This window comes from Methylobacterium sp. CB376 (assembly GCF_029714205.1).
Classification (GTDB): Bacteria; Pseudomonadota; Alphaproteobacteria; order Rhizobiales; family Beijerinckiaceae; genus Methylobacterium.
The window spans coordinates 4,918,529-4,932,228 of the sequence record NZ_CP121648.1; the positions used below are offsets into that span (position 1 = coordinate 4,918,529).

11 protein-coding genes are annotated in these 13,700 nt (G+C 74.2%); 5 read left to right on the plus strand and 6 right to left on the minus strand.

Going from position 1 to position 13,700, the window contains the following annotated elements; translation table 11 throughout:
* Positions 1–13: 13 nt before the first annotated feature.
* Entirely contained in the window at positions 14–796 is a 783-nt protein-coding gene (locus QA634_RS22520; RefSeq protein ID WP_012334218.1) for an ABC transporter ATP-binding protein, read from the plus strand.
* Positions 797–827: 31 nt separating this feature from the next.
* On the opposite strand, the gene QA634_RS22525 is transcribed toward QA634_RS22520, so the two are convergent.
* Genes QA634_RS22525 through QA634_RS22535 form a run of 3 tightly spaced genes read right to left on the minus strand, consistent with a single transcriptional unit; the run spans position 828 to position 3,454 of the window.
* Complete coding sequence (locus QA634_RS22525) at positions 828–1,610, minus strand: MetQ/NlpA family ABC transporter substrate-binding protein (protein ID WP_012334219.1); 783 nt, start codon at positions 1,608–1,610, stop codon at positions 828–830.
* 25 nt (positions 1,611–1,635) lie between these two features.
* Complete coding sequence (locus QA634_RS22530; protein WP_012334220.1) at positions 1,636–2,301, minus strand: methionine ABC transporter permease; 666 nt, start codon at positions 2,299–2,301, stop codon at positions 1,636–1,638.
* Positions 2,291–3,454: a methionine ABC transporter ATP-binding protein gene (locus QA634_RS22535; RefSeq protein ID WP_012334221.1), complete on the minus strand. Its 1,164-nt coding sequence runs from the start codon at positions 3,452–3,454 to the stop codon at positions 2,291–2,293. The genes QA634_RS22530 and QA634_RS22535 overlap by 11 nt, the downstream gene beginning before the upstream one ends.
* A gap of 264 nt (positions 3,455–3,718) precedes the next feature.
* On the opposite strand from QA634_RS22535, the gene QA634_RS22540 reads away from it, so the two are divergent.
* The 4 genes from QA634_RS22540 to QA634_RS22555 all read left to right on the plus strand — a co-directional run bounded on the left by QA634_RS22540 (position 3,719) and on the right by QA634_RS22555 (position 8,187).
* Complete coding sequence (locus tag QA634_RS22540; protein WP_012334222.1) at positions 3,719–4,669, plus strand: exopolyphosphatase; 951 nt, start codon at positions 3,719–3,721, stop codon at positions 4,667–4,669.
* A 75-nt stretch (positions 4,670–4,744) separates the two neighbouring features.
* Positions 4,745–5,959, plus strand: coding sequence for a GGDEF domain-containing protein (locus QA634_RS22545; RefSeq protein ID WP_012334223.1), 1,215 nt, complete (start codon positions 4,745–4,747; stop codon positions 5,957–5,959).
* Positions 5,960–6,064: 105 nt separating this feature from the next.
* A complete protein-coding gene (locus QA634_RS22550; protein WP_012334224.1) occupies positions 6,065–7,237 on the plus strand; it encodes a zinc-dependent alcohol dehydrogenase in 1,173 nt (390 codons plus the stop codon).
* A 278-nt stretch (positions 7,238–7,515) separates the two neighbouring features.
* Complete coding sequence (locus QA634_RS22555; RefSeq protein WP_012334225.1) at positions 7,516–8,187, plus strand: DUF4267 domain-containing protein; 672 nt, start codon at positions 7,516–7,518, stop codon at positions 8,185–8,187.
* Here the strand turns inward: QA634_RS22555 and QA634_RS22560 are convergent.
* The 3 genes from QA634_RS22560 to QA634_RS22570 form a co-directional block, all read right to left on the minus strand.
* Positions 8,165–11,392 (minus strand): error-prone DNA polymerase, encoded by a 3,228-nt coding sequence (locus tag QA634_RS22560; RefSeq protein WP_012334226.1) that lies wholly within the window; start codon positions 11,390–11,392, stop codon positions 8,165–8,167. The two genes, QA634_RS22555 and QA634_RS22560, sit on opposite strands and share 23 nt — an antisense overlap.
* 64 nt (positions 11,393–11,456) lie before the next feature.
* On the minus strand, positions 11,457–12,968 hold the full coding sequence (locus QA634_RS22565; RefSeq protein WP_265576404.1) for a DUF6504 family protein: 1,512 nt from the start codon (positions 12,966–12,968) through the stop codon (positions 11,457–11,459).
* Positions 12,883–13,632 carry an ImuA family protein gene (locus QA634_RS22570; RefSeq protein WP_012334228.1) on the minus strand — a complete coding sequence of 250 codons (750 nt, stop codon included), beginning with the start codon at positions 13,630–13,632 and terminating at the stop codon, positions 12,883–12,885. The genes QA634_RS22565 and QA634_RS22570 overlap by 86 nt, the downstream gene beginning before the upstream one ends.
* Positions 13,633–13,700: the final 68 nt, after the last annotated feature.

Genomic DNA, 13,700 nt, shown 5'->3' on the forward strand with positions numbered 1-13,700 from the left:
TCCGGAGAATTCCGTGCTCGCTCCCGCGCCTTCCCGTCCGGTGGCCGTCGCCGTCCAGGGGCTCTCCAAGCGCTTCGGCACCCTGGAGGTGCTGCGCGAGGTCTCGCTGTCGGCGCGGGAGGGGGAGGTGGTGGCGATCCTCGGCGCCTCGGGCTCCGGCAAGTCGACGCTCCTGCGCTGCATCAACCTGCTCGAACTGCCCGACGCGGGCGAGATCACGCTCGGCCGCGAGACCGTGGCGTGGCGCGCGCGCCGCGGCGGGCGGGTGCCGGCCGACCGCGCCCAGGTGGAGCGCATCCGCGCCCGGGCCGGGATGGTCTTCCAGAGCTTCAACCTCTGGCCGCACCGCACGGTGCTGGAGAACGTGATCGAGGCGCCGGTCCACGTCCAGCGGCGGCCCCGGTCGGAGTGCGTGGCCGAGGCCGAGGCGCTGCTCGCCAAGGTCGGCATCGCCGACAAGCGCGACCATTACCCGGCCCACCTCTCCGGGGGGCAGCAGCAGCGCGCCGCCATCGCCCGGGCGCTGGCGATGCACCCGCAGGTGCTGCTCTTCGACGAGCCGACCTCGGCCCTCGACCCGGAGCGGGTGGCCGAGGTGCTCCGGGTGATGCGGGGGCTGGCCGAGGAGGGGCGCACGATGCTGATCGTCACCCACGAGATGGCCTTCGCCCGGGAGGTCGCGCACCGGGTCGTGTTCCTGCACGAGGGCCGGATCGAGGAGGAGGGCGAGCCCGAAGCCCTGTTCGGCGCGCCGCGCTCCGAGCGGCTCAGGCAGTTCCTGGCGCGGGGCGGGTAGGGGCGGCGGTGCCGCCGCCCGGCCGGACCGCCTACCAGCTCGGCAGCACCGCGCCCTTGAACGTCGTCTCGATGAAGGCCTTCACCTCCGGCGAGCGGTAGGACTCGACCAGGGCCTTGACCCAGGGCTTGTCCTTGTCGGCGCTGCGCACCGCGATCACGTTCACGTAGGGGCCCTTGGGCGCCTCGCGCAGGAGCGCGTCGCTCGGCGTGAGGCCGGCGGGCGTCGCGTAGTTGGTGTTCACCGCCGCCGCGTCGACGTCGTCGAGGGAGCGCGGCGTCTGGGCCGCGTCGACCTCGATGAAGCGCAGCTTCTTGGGGTTCTTCACGATGTCGGCGACGGTCGGCTTGAAGCCGACGCCCTCCCGCAGGGTGATCACCCCCTTGTCCTGGAGCAGCAGCAGCGAGCGCCCGCCATTGGTCGGGTCGTTCTGGATCGCGACCGTGCCGCCGTCCGGCACCGCGTCCCAGGACATGTGCCGCTTCGAGTAGATCCCGAGCGGGAAGTTCACGGTGAGCGCCACGCTCTCGATCCGGTAGCCGCGATCGGCCTTCTGGTTGTCGAGGTAGGGCTGGTTCTGGAAGGAATTCGCCTCGATCTCGCCGGCCGAGAGCGCCTCGTTCGGGACCACGTAGTCCGAGAACTCCATCACCTGCAGGTCGAGGCCGTGCTTGGCGGCGACCGGCTTGACCGCCTCCAGGATCTGGGCGTGCGGGCCGGGCGTCGCCGCGACGCGGACGCGCTCGGCGGCGGCGGCGGGCAGGGCGGCGGCAGCGGCGGCGAGGGCCGCCGCCAGGGTGAGGACGCGCAACATCGTCTGGAATCTCCGGGGATTGAGGTCAGGCCTGGCGCAGGCGCTTGTTGAGGCGCCGCGCGAGGCGGTCGCCCACCGTCTGCACGGCCTGGACGAGGAGGATCAGCACCGCCACGACCGCGACCATCATCTCGGGCATGAAGCGCTGGTAGCCGTAGCGGATGCCGAGATCGCCGAGCCCGCCGCCGCCGACCGCCCCGACCATGGCCGAGAACCCGATCAGCGACACCACCGCCAGGGTCAGGCCGAGGACGATGCCGGGCAGCGCCTCGGGGATCAGCACCTTGAGGACGATCTGGAGCGGGCTCGCCCCGAAGGCGCGGGCGGCCTCGACGAGGCCCGCATCGACTTCGCGGATGGCGCCCTCGACCAGGCGGGCGATGAAGGGCGTCGCCGCGACGGTGAGCGGCACGGTCGCGGCACCGGTGCCGATCGAGGTGCCGGCGACGAGCCGCGTGAACGGGATGATCGCCACGACCAGGATGATGAAGGGCGTTGAGCGGGTGGCGTTCACCACGAGGCCGAGCCCGCGATTCGCCAGCGGCGCCGCGAAGAGCTCGCCCCGCCCGCTGGTGGCGAGGAAGACGCCGAGCGGCAGGCCGAACAGCGTGCCGAGGCCGGCGGCGACCGCCACCATCCGCAGGGTGTCGCCGGTGGCGACGAGGAGGAGGCGCAGGAGTTCAGGCGACATCGGGACGGCCGGAGGAGGACGGGGCGGAGGGCGGGATCGGCCAGGCCGAGGCGGGGAGGCTGCCCAGCACCTCGACGCCGAGCTGGCGCGCGGCGAGGAAGGCCTGCGCCCGGGCGGTGACGCCGGGCGCGGCGGAGACGCCGACCACCAGGGTGCCGAAGGGGCGCCCCGCGATCTCGTCCACCGTCCCGGAGAGGATGCAGGCCTCGACCCCGCCCTCGCGGGCGAGCTGCGCCAGGACCGGGTCGGTGGCGTGCGGCCCCCGGAAGGTGATGCGCAGGACGTTGGTCTCGCCCTGGCCCTCCGGGCGCAGCTGCGCCGCCAGGACCGGCGGCAGGGCGCGGCCGGTTTCCCGGTCGAGGAAGCTGCGGGTGATCGCCGCCCGCGGGCGGGTGAAGACCTCGAACACGTCGCCGCTCTCGGCGATGCGGCCGTTCTCCAGCACCGCGACCTCGTGCGCGATGGCCCGGATCACCGACATCTCGTGGGTGATGAGCAGGATGGTGAGGCCGAGATCCCGGTTGATCCGCCCGAGCAGGTCGAGGATCGCGCCCGTGGTCTCGGGGTCGAGGGCGGAGGTCGCCTCGTCCGAGAGCAGCACCTTGGGGTTGGTGGCGAGGGCGCGGGCGATGCCGACGCGCTGCTTCTGCCCCCCCGAGAGTTCGGCCGGGTAGCGGTCGCGCTGCTGCGTCAGCCCGACCAGGTCGAGGAGTTCGTCGACCCGGGCGCGGATCGCCGCGCGCTCCGCGCCGGCGATCTCCAGCGGGAAGGCGACGTTCTCGGCCGCGGTGCGCGAGGACAGGAGGTTGAAGTGCTGGAAGATCATGCCGATGCCGCGCCGCTCGCGCCGCAGGGCGGCCTCGGGCAGGCTCGAGATCTCGGCGCCGTCCACGACGACGCGGCCGCGGCTCGGCCGCTCCAGCCCGTTCACGAGGCGGATCAGCGTCGACTTGCCGGCGCCCGAGCGCCCGATCACGCCCAGCACCGCGCCGCGCCGCAGGCTGAGGTCGATCCCGTCGAGGGCCGCGACCGGCGCCGCGCCGCGCCGCGCCGGGTAGGTCTTGGCCACGCCGTCGAGCCGCACCAGGGCGTCGGGGCTGCCGAGCCGGTCCGTGAGGTCGGGGGGCGTCGGAACGCGGAAGGGCGCCGTCACGGCCGGGCTCCCGCTTGGTTGAGGATCGCGTGCTGCATCGTCGTCCGTCGGTGATCGTCGCCCGGAGAGAAACCGCGCGGCGGCCGTCATGTCAACCGAAACGTTCTTTTTGCAGAACACCCCGGTGGGGAAGGCCGTGCCGCGGCGCGGCCCGCCGGGAGGAGGATCTCGCCCGCCGAAGCACGGGGTGCGGCCGGGGCGTCAAGGGAAACTTAGACTCTTCCTCCTAGGCTTCGCGCCGCAACGTTCATGAACGGATCACCCATGGCGTCCCCGAAATTCCGCCTCGTGACGCGCAGCGATTTCGATGGCCTGGTCTGCGGCATGCTCCTGCGCGAGCGCGACCTGATCGACGAGATCAAGTTCGTTCATCCGAAGGACATGCAGGACGGGATCGTGCCGATCACCTCCCGCGACATCATCACCAACCTCCCCTACGTGCCGGGCTGCCACCTCGCCTTCGACCACCACGCGAGCGAGGTGGCCCGGGCGGGCGGGCGCGCGCACGAGAACCACCTCATCGACCCGGCCGCCCCCTCGGCGGCGCGCGTCGTCTACGACCATTTCGGCGGGGCGAGCGCCTTCCCGCGCATCAGCCCCGACCTGATGGCGGCGGTCGACAAGGCGGATTCGGCCCAGTTCGGCCGCGAGGAGATCCTCGATCCGAAGGGCTGGGTCCTGATGAATTTCCTGATGGATTCGCGCACCGGGCTCGGGCGGTTCCGCGACTTCCGCATCTCCAACTACGACCTGATGATGCAGCTGATCGAGCGCTGCCGCGACCTCTCGGTCGAGGAGGTGCTGGCGCTGCCGGACGTGCGCGAGCGCGTCGACCTCTACGAGGCGCACCGGGAGCCGTTCGTCGCGCAGCTGCGCCGCTGCACGACGGTGCACGGCAAGCTCGCCCTGATCGACCTGCGGGACGAGGAGGTGATCTACGCCGGCAACCGCTTCATGGTCTACGCGCTGTTCCCGGATTGCGACGTCTCGGCCCACGTCATGTGGGGCCTGCGCAAGCAGAACACCGTCTTCGCGATCGGCAAGTCGATCCTCGACCGCGGCTCGCCGGCGGATATCGGCGCGATCTGCCTCTCCTTCGGCGGGGGCGGGCACCGGGCGGCGGGCACCTGCCAGATCCCGAACGACCAGGCGGAGAGCGTCAAGGCGCGGCTCGTGGGCCTGCTCTCGGGTGCTCAGCCCAAGATCGCGGCCTGATCCGGGTTCGAAAGCGCGCCTCGGCTGGGCGGAAAGCTCTATCATCGAGCCGCATTTCCCTGCTATCGGGAAGGTATGACGCAGGGTCAGAAAGGTTCGCCCCGATCTCTCGACGAGACCGACCGGCGCGAACTGGTCGATCTCCTCTACGCCTCGCTGCCGCAGTTCGTCGCCTCGACCGGGATCGCCACCCTCGGCGGCGCGACGATCGCGGCGGTCGGGCGCGACCTCGTCGACGCCGCGATCGCCGCGGCGCTCGGGGTGATCGGGCTCGCCCGCATCGGGAGCCTGCTGCACTATCCGCGCGGGCGGTCCCTGACCGCCGCCGAGGTCCGGCGCTGGGAGCGGATCTACGGCGCCGGGGCCGCCCTGTTCGCGGCGGCCCTGGGGGCGCTCGCGTGGCGGGCGCTCGACCGGGACGACGCGCCCGGCGCGTGGCTCAGCTTGGGCCTCGCGGTCGGCTACTGCGTCGGCCTCATGTCCCGGGCGGCCGTGTGCCCCTGGATCGTGATGCTGGCGACGGCCGTGCTCTTCGCACCGATCCTGGTCGGCGGCCTGATGCGGCCGGAGCCCGCCTATCAGGTCGGCGCCGCCATTCTGGTGCCGTTCTGGCTGACGGTGCGCGAATCCGCGCGCCACCTCAGCGGCGCCTTCATCGAGCGCCTGGAGGCGAAGCGCGCCCTGGCGCACCAGGCCGAGCACGACGCGCTCACCGGGCTGCTCAACCGGGCCGGCTTCCTGGCCCGGCTCGGCGCCGCGCTGGAGCAGGCCGGGAGCCGGCCCTTCGCCCTGATCGCCATCGACCTCGACGGTTTCAAGCGCGTCAACGACCGCCTCGGCCATCCGGTGGGGGACGCCGTGCTGGTCGAGGTCGGGATGCGCCTGCGCCGCTGCCTCGCCCCGGACGACGTCGCCGGGCGCCTCGGCGGGGACGAGTTCATGATCCTGACGCGGGCCGATGGCGGGGTGCCGGCCGCGGCCGACCGGGCCGAGCGGGTGATCGCCGCCCTGAGTGATCCCTACCCGGTCGCCGAGCCGCAGCGGATCGGGGCGAGCGCCGGCCTCGCGTCGAGCGAGGATTGGCGCGAGGCCCTCGACGCGGCCGCGCTGCTGGAGCGGGTCGACGAGGCGCTCTACGCCGCCAAGCGCGGCGGTCGCGGCCGCTGGTGCGCGGCCCGGCCCGGCGGCGCCGTGGATGGGCCGGTGCCGTGGATGGGCCCGCGGCGGGGTGGCCCGAGAGCCTGCGCCGGGGCCCGGTCGAGCAGGCCTGATCCCAACGCAGGCCTCTGAGCTCCCCCCAGGTATTCACCGCATGGCTCCTGCGGCGTCGGACGCGTTGTCCCGCGACGCCGAAGGACGCCGTGTCGCCGCGGCGCGACGTAGGAGATTCGCCGCATGAAGGCTCTGGTCTGGCACGGAACCCAGGATATCCGCTGCGAAACGGTCCCGGATCCGCGGATCGAGGACGACCGCGACGCCATCATCCGGGTGACGACCTGCGCGATCTGCGGGTCCGACCTGCACCTCTACGACCACTTCATGCCCGGCATGGAGCGGGGCGACATCCTGGGCCACGAATCGATGGGGGAAGTGGTCGAGGTCGGCCGCGGCGCGCGATCGGCGCTCAAGGTGGGCGACCGCGTCGTGATCCCGTTCACGATCTTCTGCGGCGAGTGCGACCAGTGCCGGCGCGGCAACTTCTCGGTCTGCGAGCGCTCGAACCGCAACAAGGCCCTCGCCGAGAAGGTCTTCGGCCACACCACGGCGGGGCTGTTCGGCTACACGCACCTCACCGGCGGCTATCCGGGCGGGCAGGCCGAGTACCTGCGGGTGCCCTTCGCCGACAAGACGCACATCAAGGTGCCCTCGACGCTGACCGACGAGCAGCTGCTGTTCCTCAGCGACATCTTCCCGACCGGCTGGCAGGCGGCCGTGCAATGCGACATCGAGCCGACCGACACGGTGGCGATCTGGGGCTGCGGCCCGGTCGGCCAGATGGCGATCCGCTCGGCGATCCTGCTCGGCGCCCGGCAGGTCGTCGCCATCGACTGCGTGCCCGAGCGCCTCAGCATGGCGCGGGCCGGCGGCGCGATCACCATCGACTTCCGCGAGGAGAGCGTGATCGAGCGCCTGAACGACCTCACCAACGGCAAGGGCCCGGAGAAGTGCATCGACTCGGTCGGGCTGGAGGCCCACGCGACCGCGACGCTCGACTCGATGTACGACCGCGCCAAGCAGGCGGTGATGCTGGAGACCGACCGGCCGCACGTGCTGCGCGAGATGATCTACGTCTGCCGCCCGGCCGGCATTTTGTCGATCCCGGGCGTCTATGGCGGGCTCCTCGACAAGATCCCGTTCGGCGCCCTGATGAACAAGGGTCTGACCGTCCGCACCGGCCAGACCCACGTCAACCGCTGGACCGACGACCTGCTGCGGCGGATCGAGGAGGGCCAGATCGATCCCTCCTTCGTCATCACCCACACGGTCGGCCTCGACCAGGGGCCCGAGATGTACCGGACTTTCCGGGACAAGAAGGACAATTGCATCAAGGTCGTGCTGAAGCCGTGATCCGCTGTCCGGACGATCACGTCCGGACAGCGGATGCCAAGCCCGCGCGGCGCCTGAGCGAAGCCGACATCCGCATGGCGAAGCAATCCGTCGGATGTCGGATCACGCCTCCGCCGCGGGGCGGGGCGCGGAGGATGTCGAGGCGCGCCGCACCCGCCTGAACCGGGCGTGCCGGAGAGCTTTGGACTGAGGGGCCGCGGCCGCCCGCAGGGCGGGCGGCCGCGGCCCGACCGGCGCGACCATTCCGGACATTAGCCCGGACACTCGGAGGAACCCCCATGCCCGCCACCCGTCCCGACCAGACCCTGCTCTCCCGCCGCACGGCCGACACCCTCGCCAAGGGGCTCGGCCTGTTCTCGATCGGGCTCGGGCTCGTCGAACTCCTGGCTCCCCGCCGGGTGACCCGCACCCTCGGCATGCCGGGCTTCGAGGGCGTGGTGCAGGCCTACGGCGTGCGCGAGATCACCAACGGCCTCGCCATCCTGGTCACGCACGACCCGGCGCCCTGGCTCTGGACCCGGGTCGGGGGCGATGCGCTCGACCTCGCCACCCTGGCCACCGGCCTCGACAGCGAGAATTCGCGCAGGTCCCACGTCATGCTGGCCTTCGCGGCGGTGGCCGGGGTGACGGCGGCCGACGTCCTATGCGCCAAGGCGCTGGAGGAGCAGCGCGAGACCCATCGCGGGCCCTTCCGCGACTTCGGCGACCGCAGCGGCTTCCCGCGCCCGCCGGGCGCCATGCGGGGCGCGGCCCGCGACTTCGAGGCGCCGAAGGATTTCCGCACGCCCGAGCTGCTGCGCGGCTTCGACCAGGCGCGCTTCGCCGGCTCCAAACCTTTCACGGGCTCCAAACCCTTCACGGGCTCCAAGCCCGCCACGGGCCCGCAGCCCGTCACGGGCCCGCAATCCGGCGCGGGCGGGCAGCCCGTCACCGGAAGTCCCGCGTCCTGATCCGCAGGGCGCCGGCCGGGCGGGCGAGGCCCCGCGCGTCGCCGCCGCCGTGGCGCGCCTCGTCCCCGCGCCCGCCCGGCGGCGGCAGCGGGGCGCCGCGCCCGCCCACCTGCGCCAGCAGGTCCGAGAGGTCGATCAGGTGCTCGGCGACGAGGTGGATCACCTCGCCCTCCCGCTGCACCCGGCCGCGGGCCGCCATCATGCCGGCCGAGAGGATCAGGCCGCGCTGGCGGGCGAAGAGCGAGGGCCAGACCACGAGGTTGGCCACGTCGGTCTCGTCCTCGAGGGTGATGAACATCACGCCCTTGGCCGAGCCCGGCTTCTGGCGCACCAGCACCAGCCCCGCCACCGTCACCCGCGCCCCGTCCCGCAGGCGCCGCAGCGCCGCGCAGGCGCTCATCCCGTCCCGGGCGAGGTCGGGGCGCAGGAAGGCGACCGGGTGGCGGCCGAGGCTGAGGCTCGCGGCCCGGTAATCCGCCACCACGCCGGCGCCCTCCGGCATCGGCGCCAGCGCCACCGCGGGCTCGTCGAGTTCCGGCCGGATCGCCGCCTCGCGGGCATCCGCCGCCGCGAAGAGGGGGAGCGGCACCGGGGCGAGGCCCCGGATCGCCCAGAGCGCCTCCCGGCGCCCGAGGCCCAGCGACCCGAACGCGTCCGCCGCCGCGAGGCTCTCCAGGGCCCTGAGCGGGACGGCGGTGCGGCGCCAGAGATCCTCCGGCGAGCGGAAGAGATCCGCCTCGCGCACGGTGGCGATCCGGGCGCCCTCCGCGTTGGCGAGGCCCCGCACCAGGCGCAGGCCGAGCCGCACGGCGAGGCGCGGTCCCTCGGCCTTCTCCAGGGTGCAATCCCAGCGCGAGGCGTTCACGTCGATCGGGCGCACCGGCACGCCGTGCCGGCGGGCGTCCCGCACGATCTGGGCGGGGGCGTAGAAGCCCATCGGCTGCGCGTTGAGGAGGGCGCAGCAGAACACGTCCGGATGGTGGCACTTCAGCCAGGACGAGGCGTAGGCGATGAGCGCGAAGGAGGCCGCGTGGCTCTCCGGGAAGCCGTAGGAGCCGAAGCCCTCGAGCTGCCGGAAGGTGCGCTCGGCGAAGTCCGCCGCGTAGCCGTTGCGGATCATCCCGGCGATCAGCTTCTCGCGGTAGAGGCCGATCTTGCCGTTGGCCTTGAAGGTCGCCATGGCGCGGCGCAGCCCGTCCGCCTCCGCGGGGGTGAAGCCGGCCGCCACGATCGCGACCTGCATGGCCTGCTCCTGGAAGAGCGGCACGCCGAGCGTCCGCTCCAGCACGCTCCTGAGCGCCTCGCTCGGGTATTCGGGCCGCTCGATCCCGCGGCGGCGGCGCAGGTAGGGATGGACCATGTCGCCCTGGATCGGGCCGGGGCGCACCACCGCGACCTCGATGGTGAGGTCGTAGAGGTTCCTGGGCTGCATCCGGGGCAGCATCGCCATCTGGGCCCGGCTCTCGATCTGGAACACGCCGAGCGTGTCGGCGCGCCGGATCATCGCGTAGGTGGCCTCGTCCTCCGGCGGGATCGCGGCGATCTCCCGCGGCGGGTCGGTCTCGCCCCGGTGCTCGCCCAGGAGCTCGAAGGCCCGGCGCAGGCAGCCCAGCATGCCGAGCCCGAGCACGTCGACCTTCATGAACCGGAGGGCCTCGATGTCGTCCTTGTCCCACTCGATGGTCTGGCGGTTCTCCATCGTCGCGGGGGTGATCGGGCAGAGCTCGTCGAGGCGGTCGAGGGTGAGCACGAAGCCGCCCGGATGCTGGCCGAGATGGCGCGGCGTGCCGATCAGCGCCCGGGCGAGGTCGAGGGTCAGGCGCAGGCGGCGATCCGCGAGGTTGAGGTTGAGGGCCCGCGCCTCCCGCTCGCCGACCCCCTCCCGCGACCAGCCCCAGACCAGGCGGGCCAGCGCCCCGGTCACGTCCTCGGGCACGCCCAGCACCTTGCCGACCTCGCGCACGGCCCCGCGGGCGCCGTAGCGGATCACCGTGGCGGTGAGCGCCGCGCGGTGGCGCCCGTAGGTCGCGTAGACCCACTGGATCACCTCCTCGCGCCGCTCGTGCTCGAAATCGACGTCGATGTCGGGCGGCTCGTCCCGGTTGTCGGAGACGAAGCGCTCGAACAGCAGCTTCTGGCGCACCGGATCGATCGCGGTGATGCCGAGGCAGTAGCAGACGACCGAGTTCGCCGCCGAGCCGCGCCCCTGGCAGAGGATGCCCTGGCGCTGGGCGAAGCGCACGATCGCCTCGACGGTGAGGAAGTAGGGGGCGTAGCCCTTGCGGGCGATGAGCTCGAATTCGTGCCGGATCTGCCGGTGCACCTCCTCCGGCACGCCGTCCGGATAGCGCCGGGCCGCGCCCTCCAGGGTCATGGTCTCCAGCCGCTCCAGGGCCGAGCGGCCGTCCTCCCCGACCTCGTCCGGATAGGTGTAGGTGAGGTCGTCGAGGGAGAAGCGGCACGCCTCGGCGATGGCCCGCGCCCGCTCCACGGCCTCCGGATGGCGGGCGAAGAGGCGCGCGGTCTCGGCCGGCGCCTGCAGGTGGCGCCCGGCATGGCGCTCCCGCGCGAAGCCCGCCGCGTCGATCGTGGTGCCGAGGCGGATGCAGGTGACGACGTCCTGCAGCAGGCGCCGCTCGGGGACGTGGCAGAGCACGTCCCCGGTCGCGACGGTGGGGATCCGCGCGGCGCGGGCGAGGTCGGCGACGCGGTCGAGCCGGAGCTGGTCGTTCACCCCGAAGCGGCGGGTGAGGGCGCAATGCGCGCGCCGGCCGAAGACCTCCCGCAGGCGCCCGAGGCGCCGGGGCAGGGCCTCGTCGGGCCGGTCCGCGAGCAGGACCGCGATCAGGCCCTCGCGCCACGCGGCGAGGTCGGAGAGGTCGAGGGTGCAGCCGCCCTTGCCGGCCCGGCCCTTGCCGAGCGTGAGCAGGCGGCAGAGCCGGCCGTAGGCGGCGCGGTCGGTCGGGTAGACCAGGAGGGCGGTGCCGGCATCCGGGCCCGAGAGGTCGAGGCGGCAGCCCGCCACGAGGCGGCAGCCCGTCGCCCGCGCGGCCTCGTGCGCCTTCACGAGCCCGGCCACCGAGTGGCGGTCCGTGACGCCGAGGGCGGTGAGGCCGAGGAGTGCGGCGGTCGCGAACAGCTCCTCCGGCGAGGAGGCGCCCCGCAGGAAGGAGTAGTGCGTGGTGACCTGAAGCTCGACGGTCACGGCGGTCCGCGCCGGGCGAACCCGCCTCTCCCCGATCCGGACGCGCCCGGGCCCGCGGGAGCCATCACGCCTCCCCCACGCCGTGCAGCCACCAGCGCCCGCCCTCCGCCGCCGGCGCGTCGCGGAACAGCCAGTAGCGGGCGCCGGCCTGATCCTCGACCCGGTAATAGTCGCGCATGGCCGAGACCTCCGCGTCGCTGCGCCACCACTCGCCGAAGACCCGCTCGGGCCCGTCCGCCCTCGCCACCCGGCAGCGGCGGCCCCGCCAGGTGAACAGGGCGGGCGCCGCGTCCGGCAGCGCCGCGATGGCCTCGACCCGCTCCGGCGGATCGACGAGCCGGCCCGGGCGCGGCAGGTCCGCCGGCCAGGTCAGGCCCCGCGCCGGGGCGAGGGGTGGCACCCGGCCCACGCTCCGCTCGGGCCACTCGCTCTCCACCGGCGCGGCGCGGAACAGCCGGCCCGGCCCGAGCCGCACCGCGAGCCGGTCGACGAGCTCGCCCATCGCGTCCGGATCCACCTCGCCGGGCGCGGCGAAGGCCGCGATCTGGCGGGCCGAGAGGGGCTCGGCGCGGGAGGCGCAGAGCGACGCCTCCTCGATGCCGAAACCCGGATCGATCCCGCCGAGGCGCTCGCCGAAGAGGCGCGCCAGGTGGGCGGGATCGCGGCTCGGCCGCGCGGTGCCCAGGCGCAGGGCCTGGGGCAGGCCGTCGACGCGCCGGAAGACGAGGTCGAGCCGGCGCGCCCCGAGGCCGCGGCGCTCCAGGTCGCGGGCGAGGAGGCCGGTCAGCCGCTCGACCACCCGCGCGAGCGTCTCGGGCGCCCCGATCGGCTCCGCGAAGGCGAGCCGGGCCCGGGGGGCCTCCGGCAGGGTCAGGTAGGCGAGGGGCTCGGCCGCCGCGCCCAGCGCCTGGTCGAGGCGCGCCGTCACCTCCTCCCCGAAGCGCAGGCGCAGGGGCGCCCGCGGCGTCGCGCGGAGCTGCCCGATCCGGGCCAGTCCGAGCTGCTCCAGCCCGGCCGCGGCCTCGGCGGGCAGGCGCAGCGCCCGCACCGGCAGGGGCGCCAGCGCCTCGCCCTGCCCGGCCGGCGGCACGATCGGCGTCCGCGGTGCGTGGCGCGCCACCGCCCAGGCGGCGCCCGGCGTGTCGGCGAGGCCGAGCTGCACGGCGAATCCCCCCGCCCGGATTCGGCGCGCGAGGTCGGCGAGCATCGCCGCCTCGCCGCCGTGGAGATGCGCGGCCCCCGCGCTCTCGAGGAAGATCCCGTCCGGCGGATCCGGGGCGACGAGGGGCGCGTAGGCGAGGCACCAGCCCGCCAGGCGCCGCAGGCCCGCCGCGTCCTCCTCCGGCTCCGCCTCCACCAGCGCGAGGTCCGCGACCATGCCCTGCGCCTGCGCGAGCGGCATGCCGGGCCGCAGGCCGAGCCGGCGGGCGGCCGCGTCGACCGCGGCCAGGACCCGGCGCGGCCCCTGCGTGGCGACCGTCACCAGGGGCCTATCGGGCGGCACGATGGCGCGGCCCTTCCTCCGCACGCGGTCGGTCGGCCAAGTCGGCAGGCAGATGCAGACGACCCTTCGCATCGGGAGCCTCGACGAGCCATGTCCGGGGTTCGGCACCGCGGGCGCGCAGCAGGGCGAGGGACCAGCGCGCCCGCGTCAGGCCGGGGGCGGAGGCCGGGGAGGGCGCCGCCGCCACGCCCCAGCGGGTGGCGGCGGCGCTCGGCTCGCCGGCGACGCCCTCGCGCCAGCGGCGGATCACCAGGGCGAGGGTGCCGCCCCCCTCCGCGGCGAGCTGGAGCCGCCGCGAGGCGGTGAGCCCGACCCGGGCCGCCTCGCCCACCACCGCCGCGAGCCGGCCGTGCCGCAGCCCCTCCTCCATGGTGGGCAGCACCTCCGCGTCGCGGCGGGTCTCGGCGTAGAGCACCCGGTCGGGATGCAGCCCCACCGCCGCGAGGCCGGGGGCGAAGAGGTCGCGGCCGGCGAGGCACCACAGGACGGGGCCGTCGAGCCGGGCGAGGAGGCCGCCCACGAAGAGGGCGGCGAGGGCCGCGTGGCCGGCGCTCGGCCCGGTCTCCACCACCTCGTGCAGGGCCGCCCGGCGCAGGCCGCCGCCCGGCAGGTGCCGGTCGATCGCCGGGATGCCGAAGGGCAGGGGCGGCCGGGCGCCCGCCCCCGCGTCCCGCTCCAGGCCGCCGATCCGCTCGCGCAGGGCCGCGAGCCGCTGCTCTCGTCCGGTCTCATGCATGCCATGCCCGTCACCGATTCCGAACGCCGATGTTCTTAATTTGTTCTAGCGCGGCAGCGGGTCAAGGC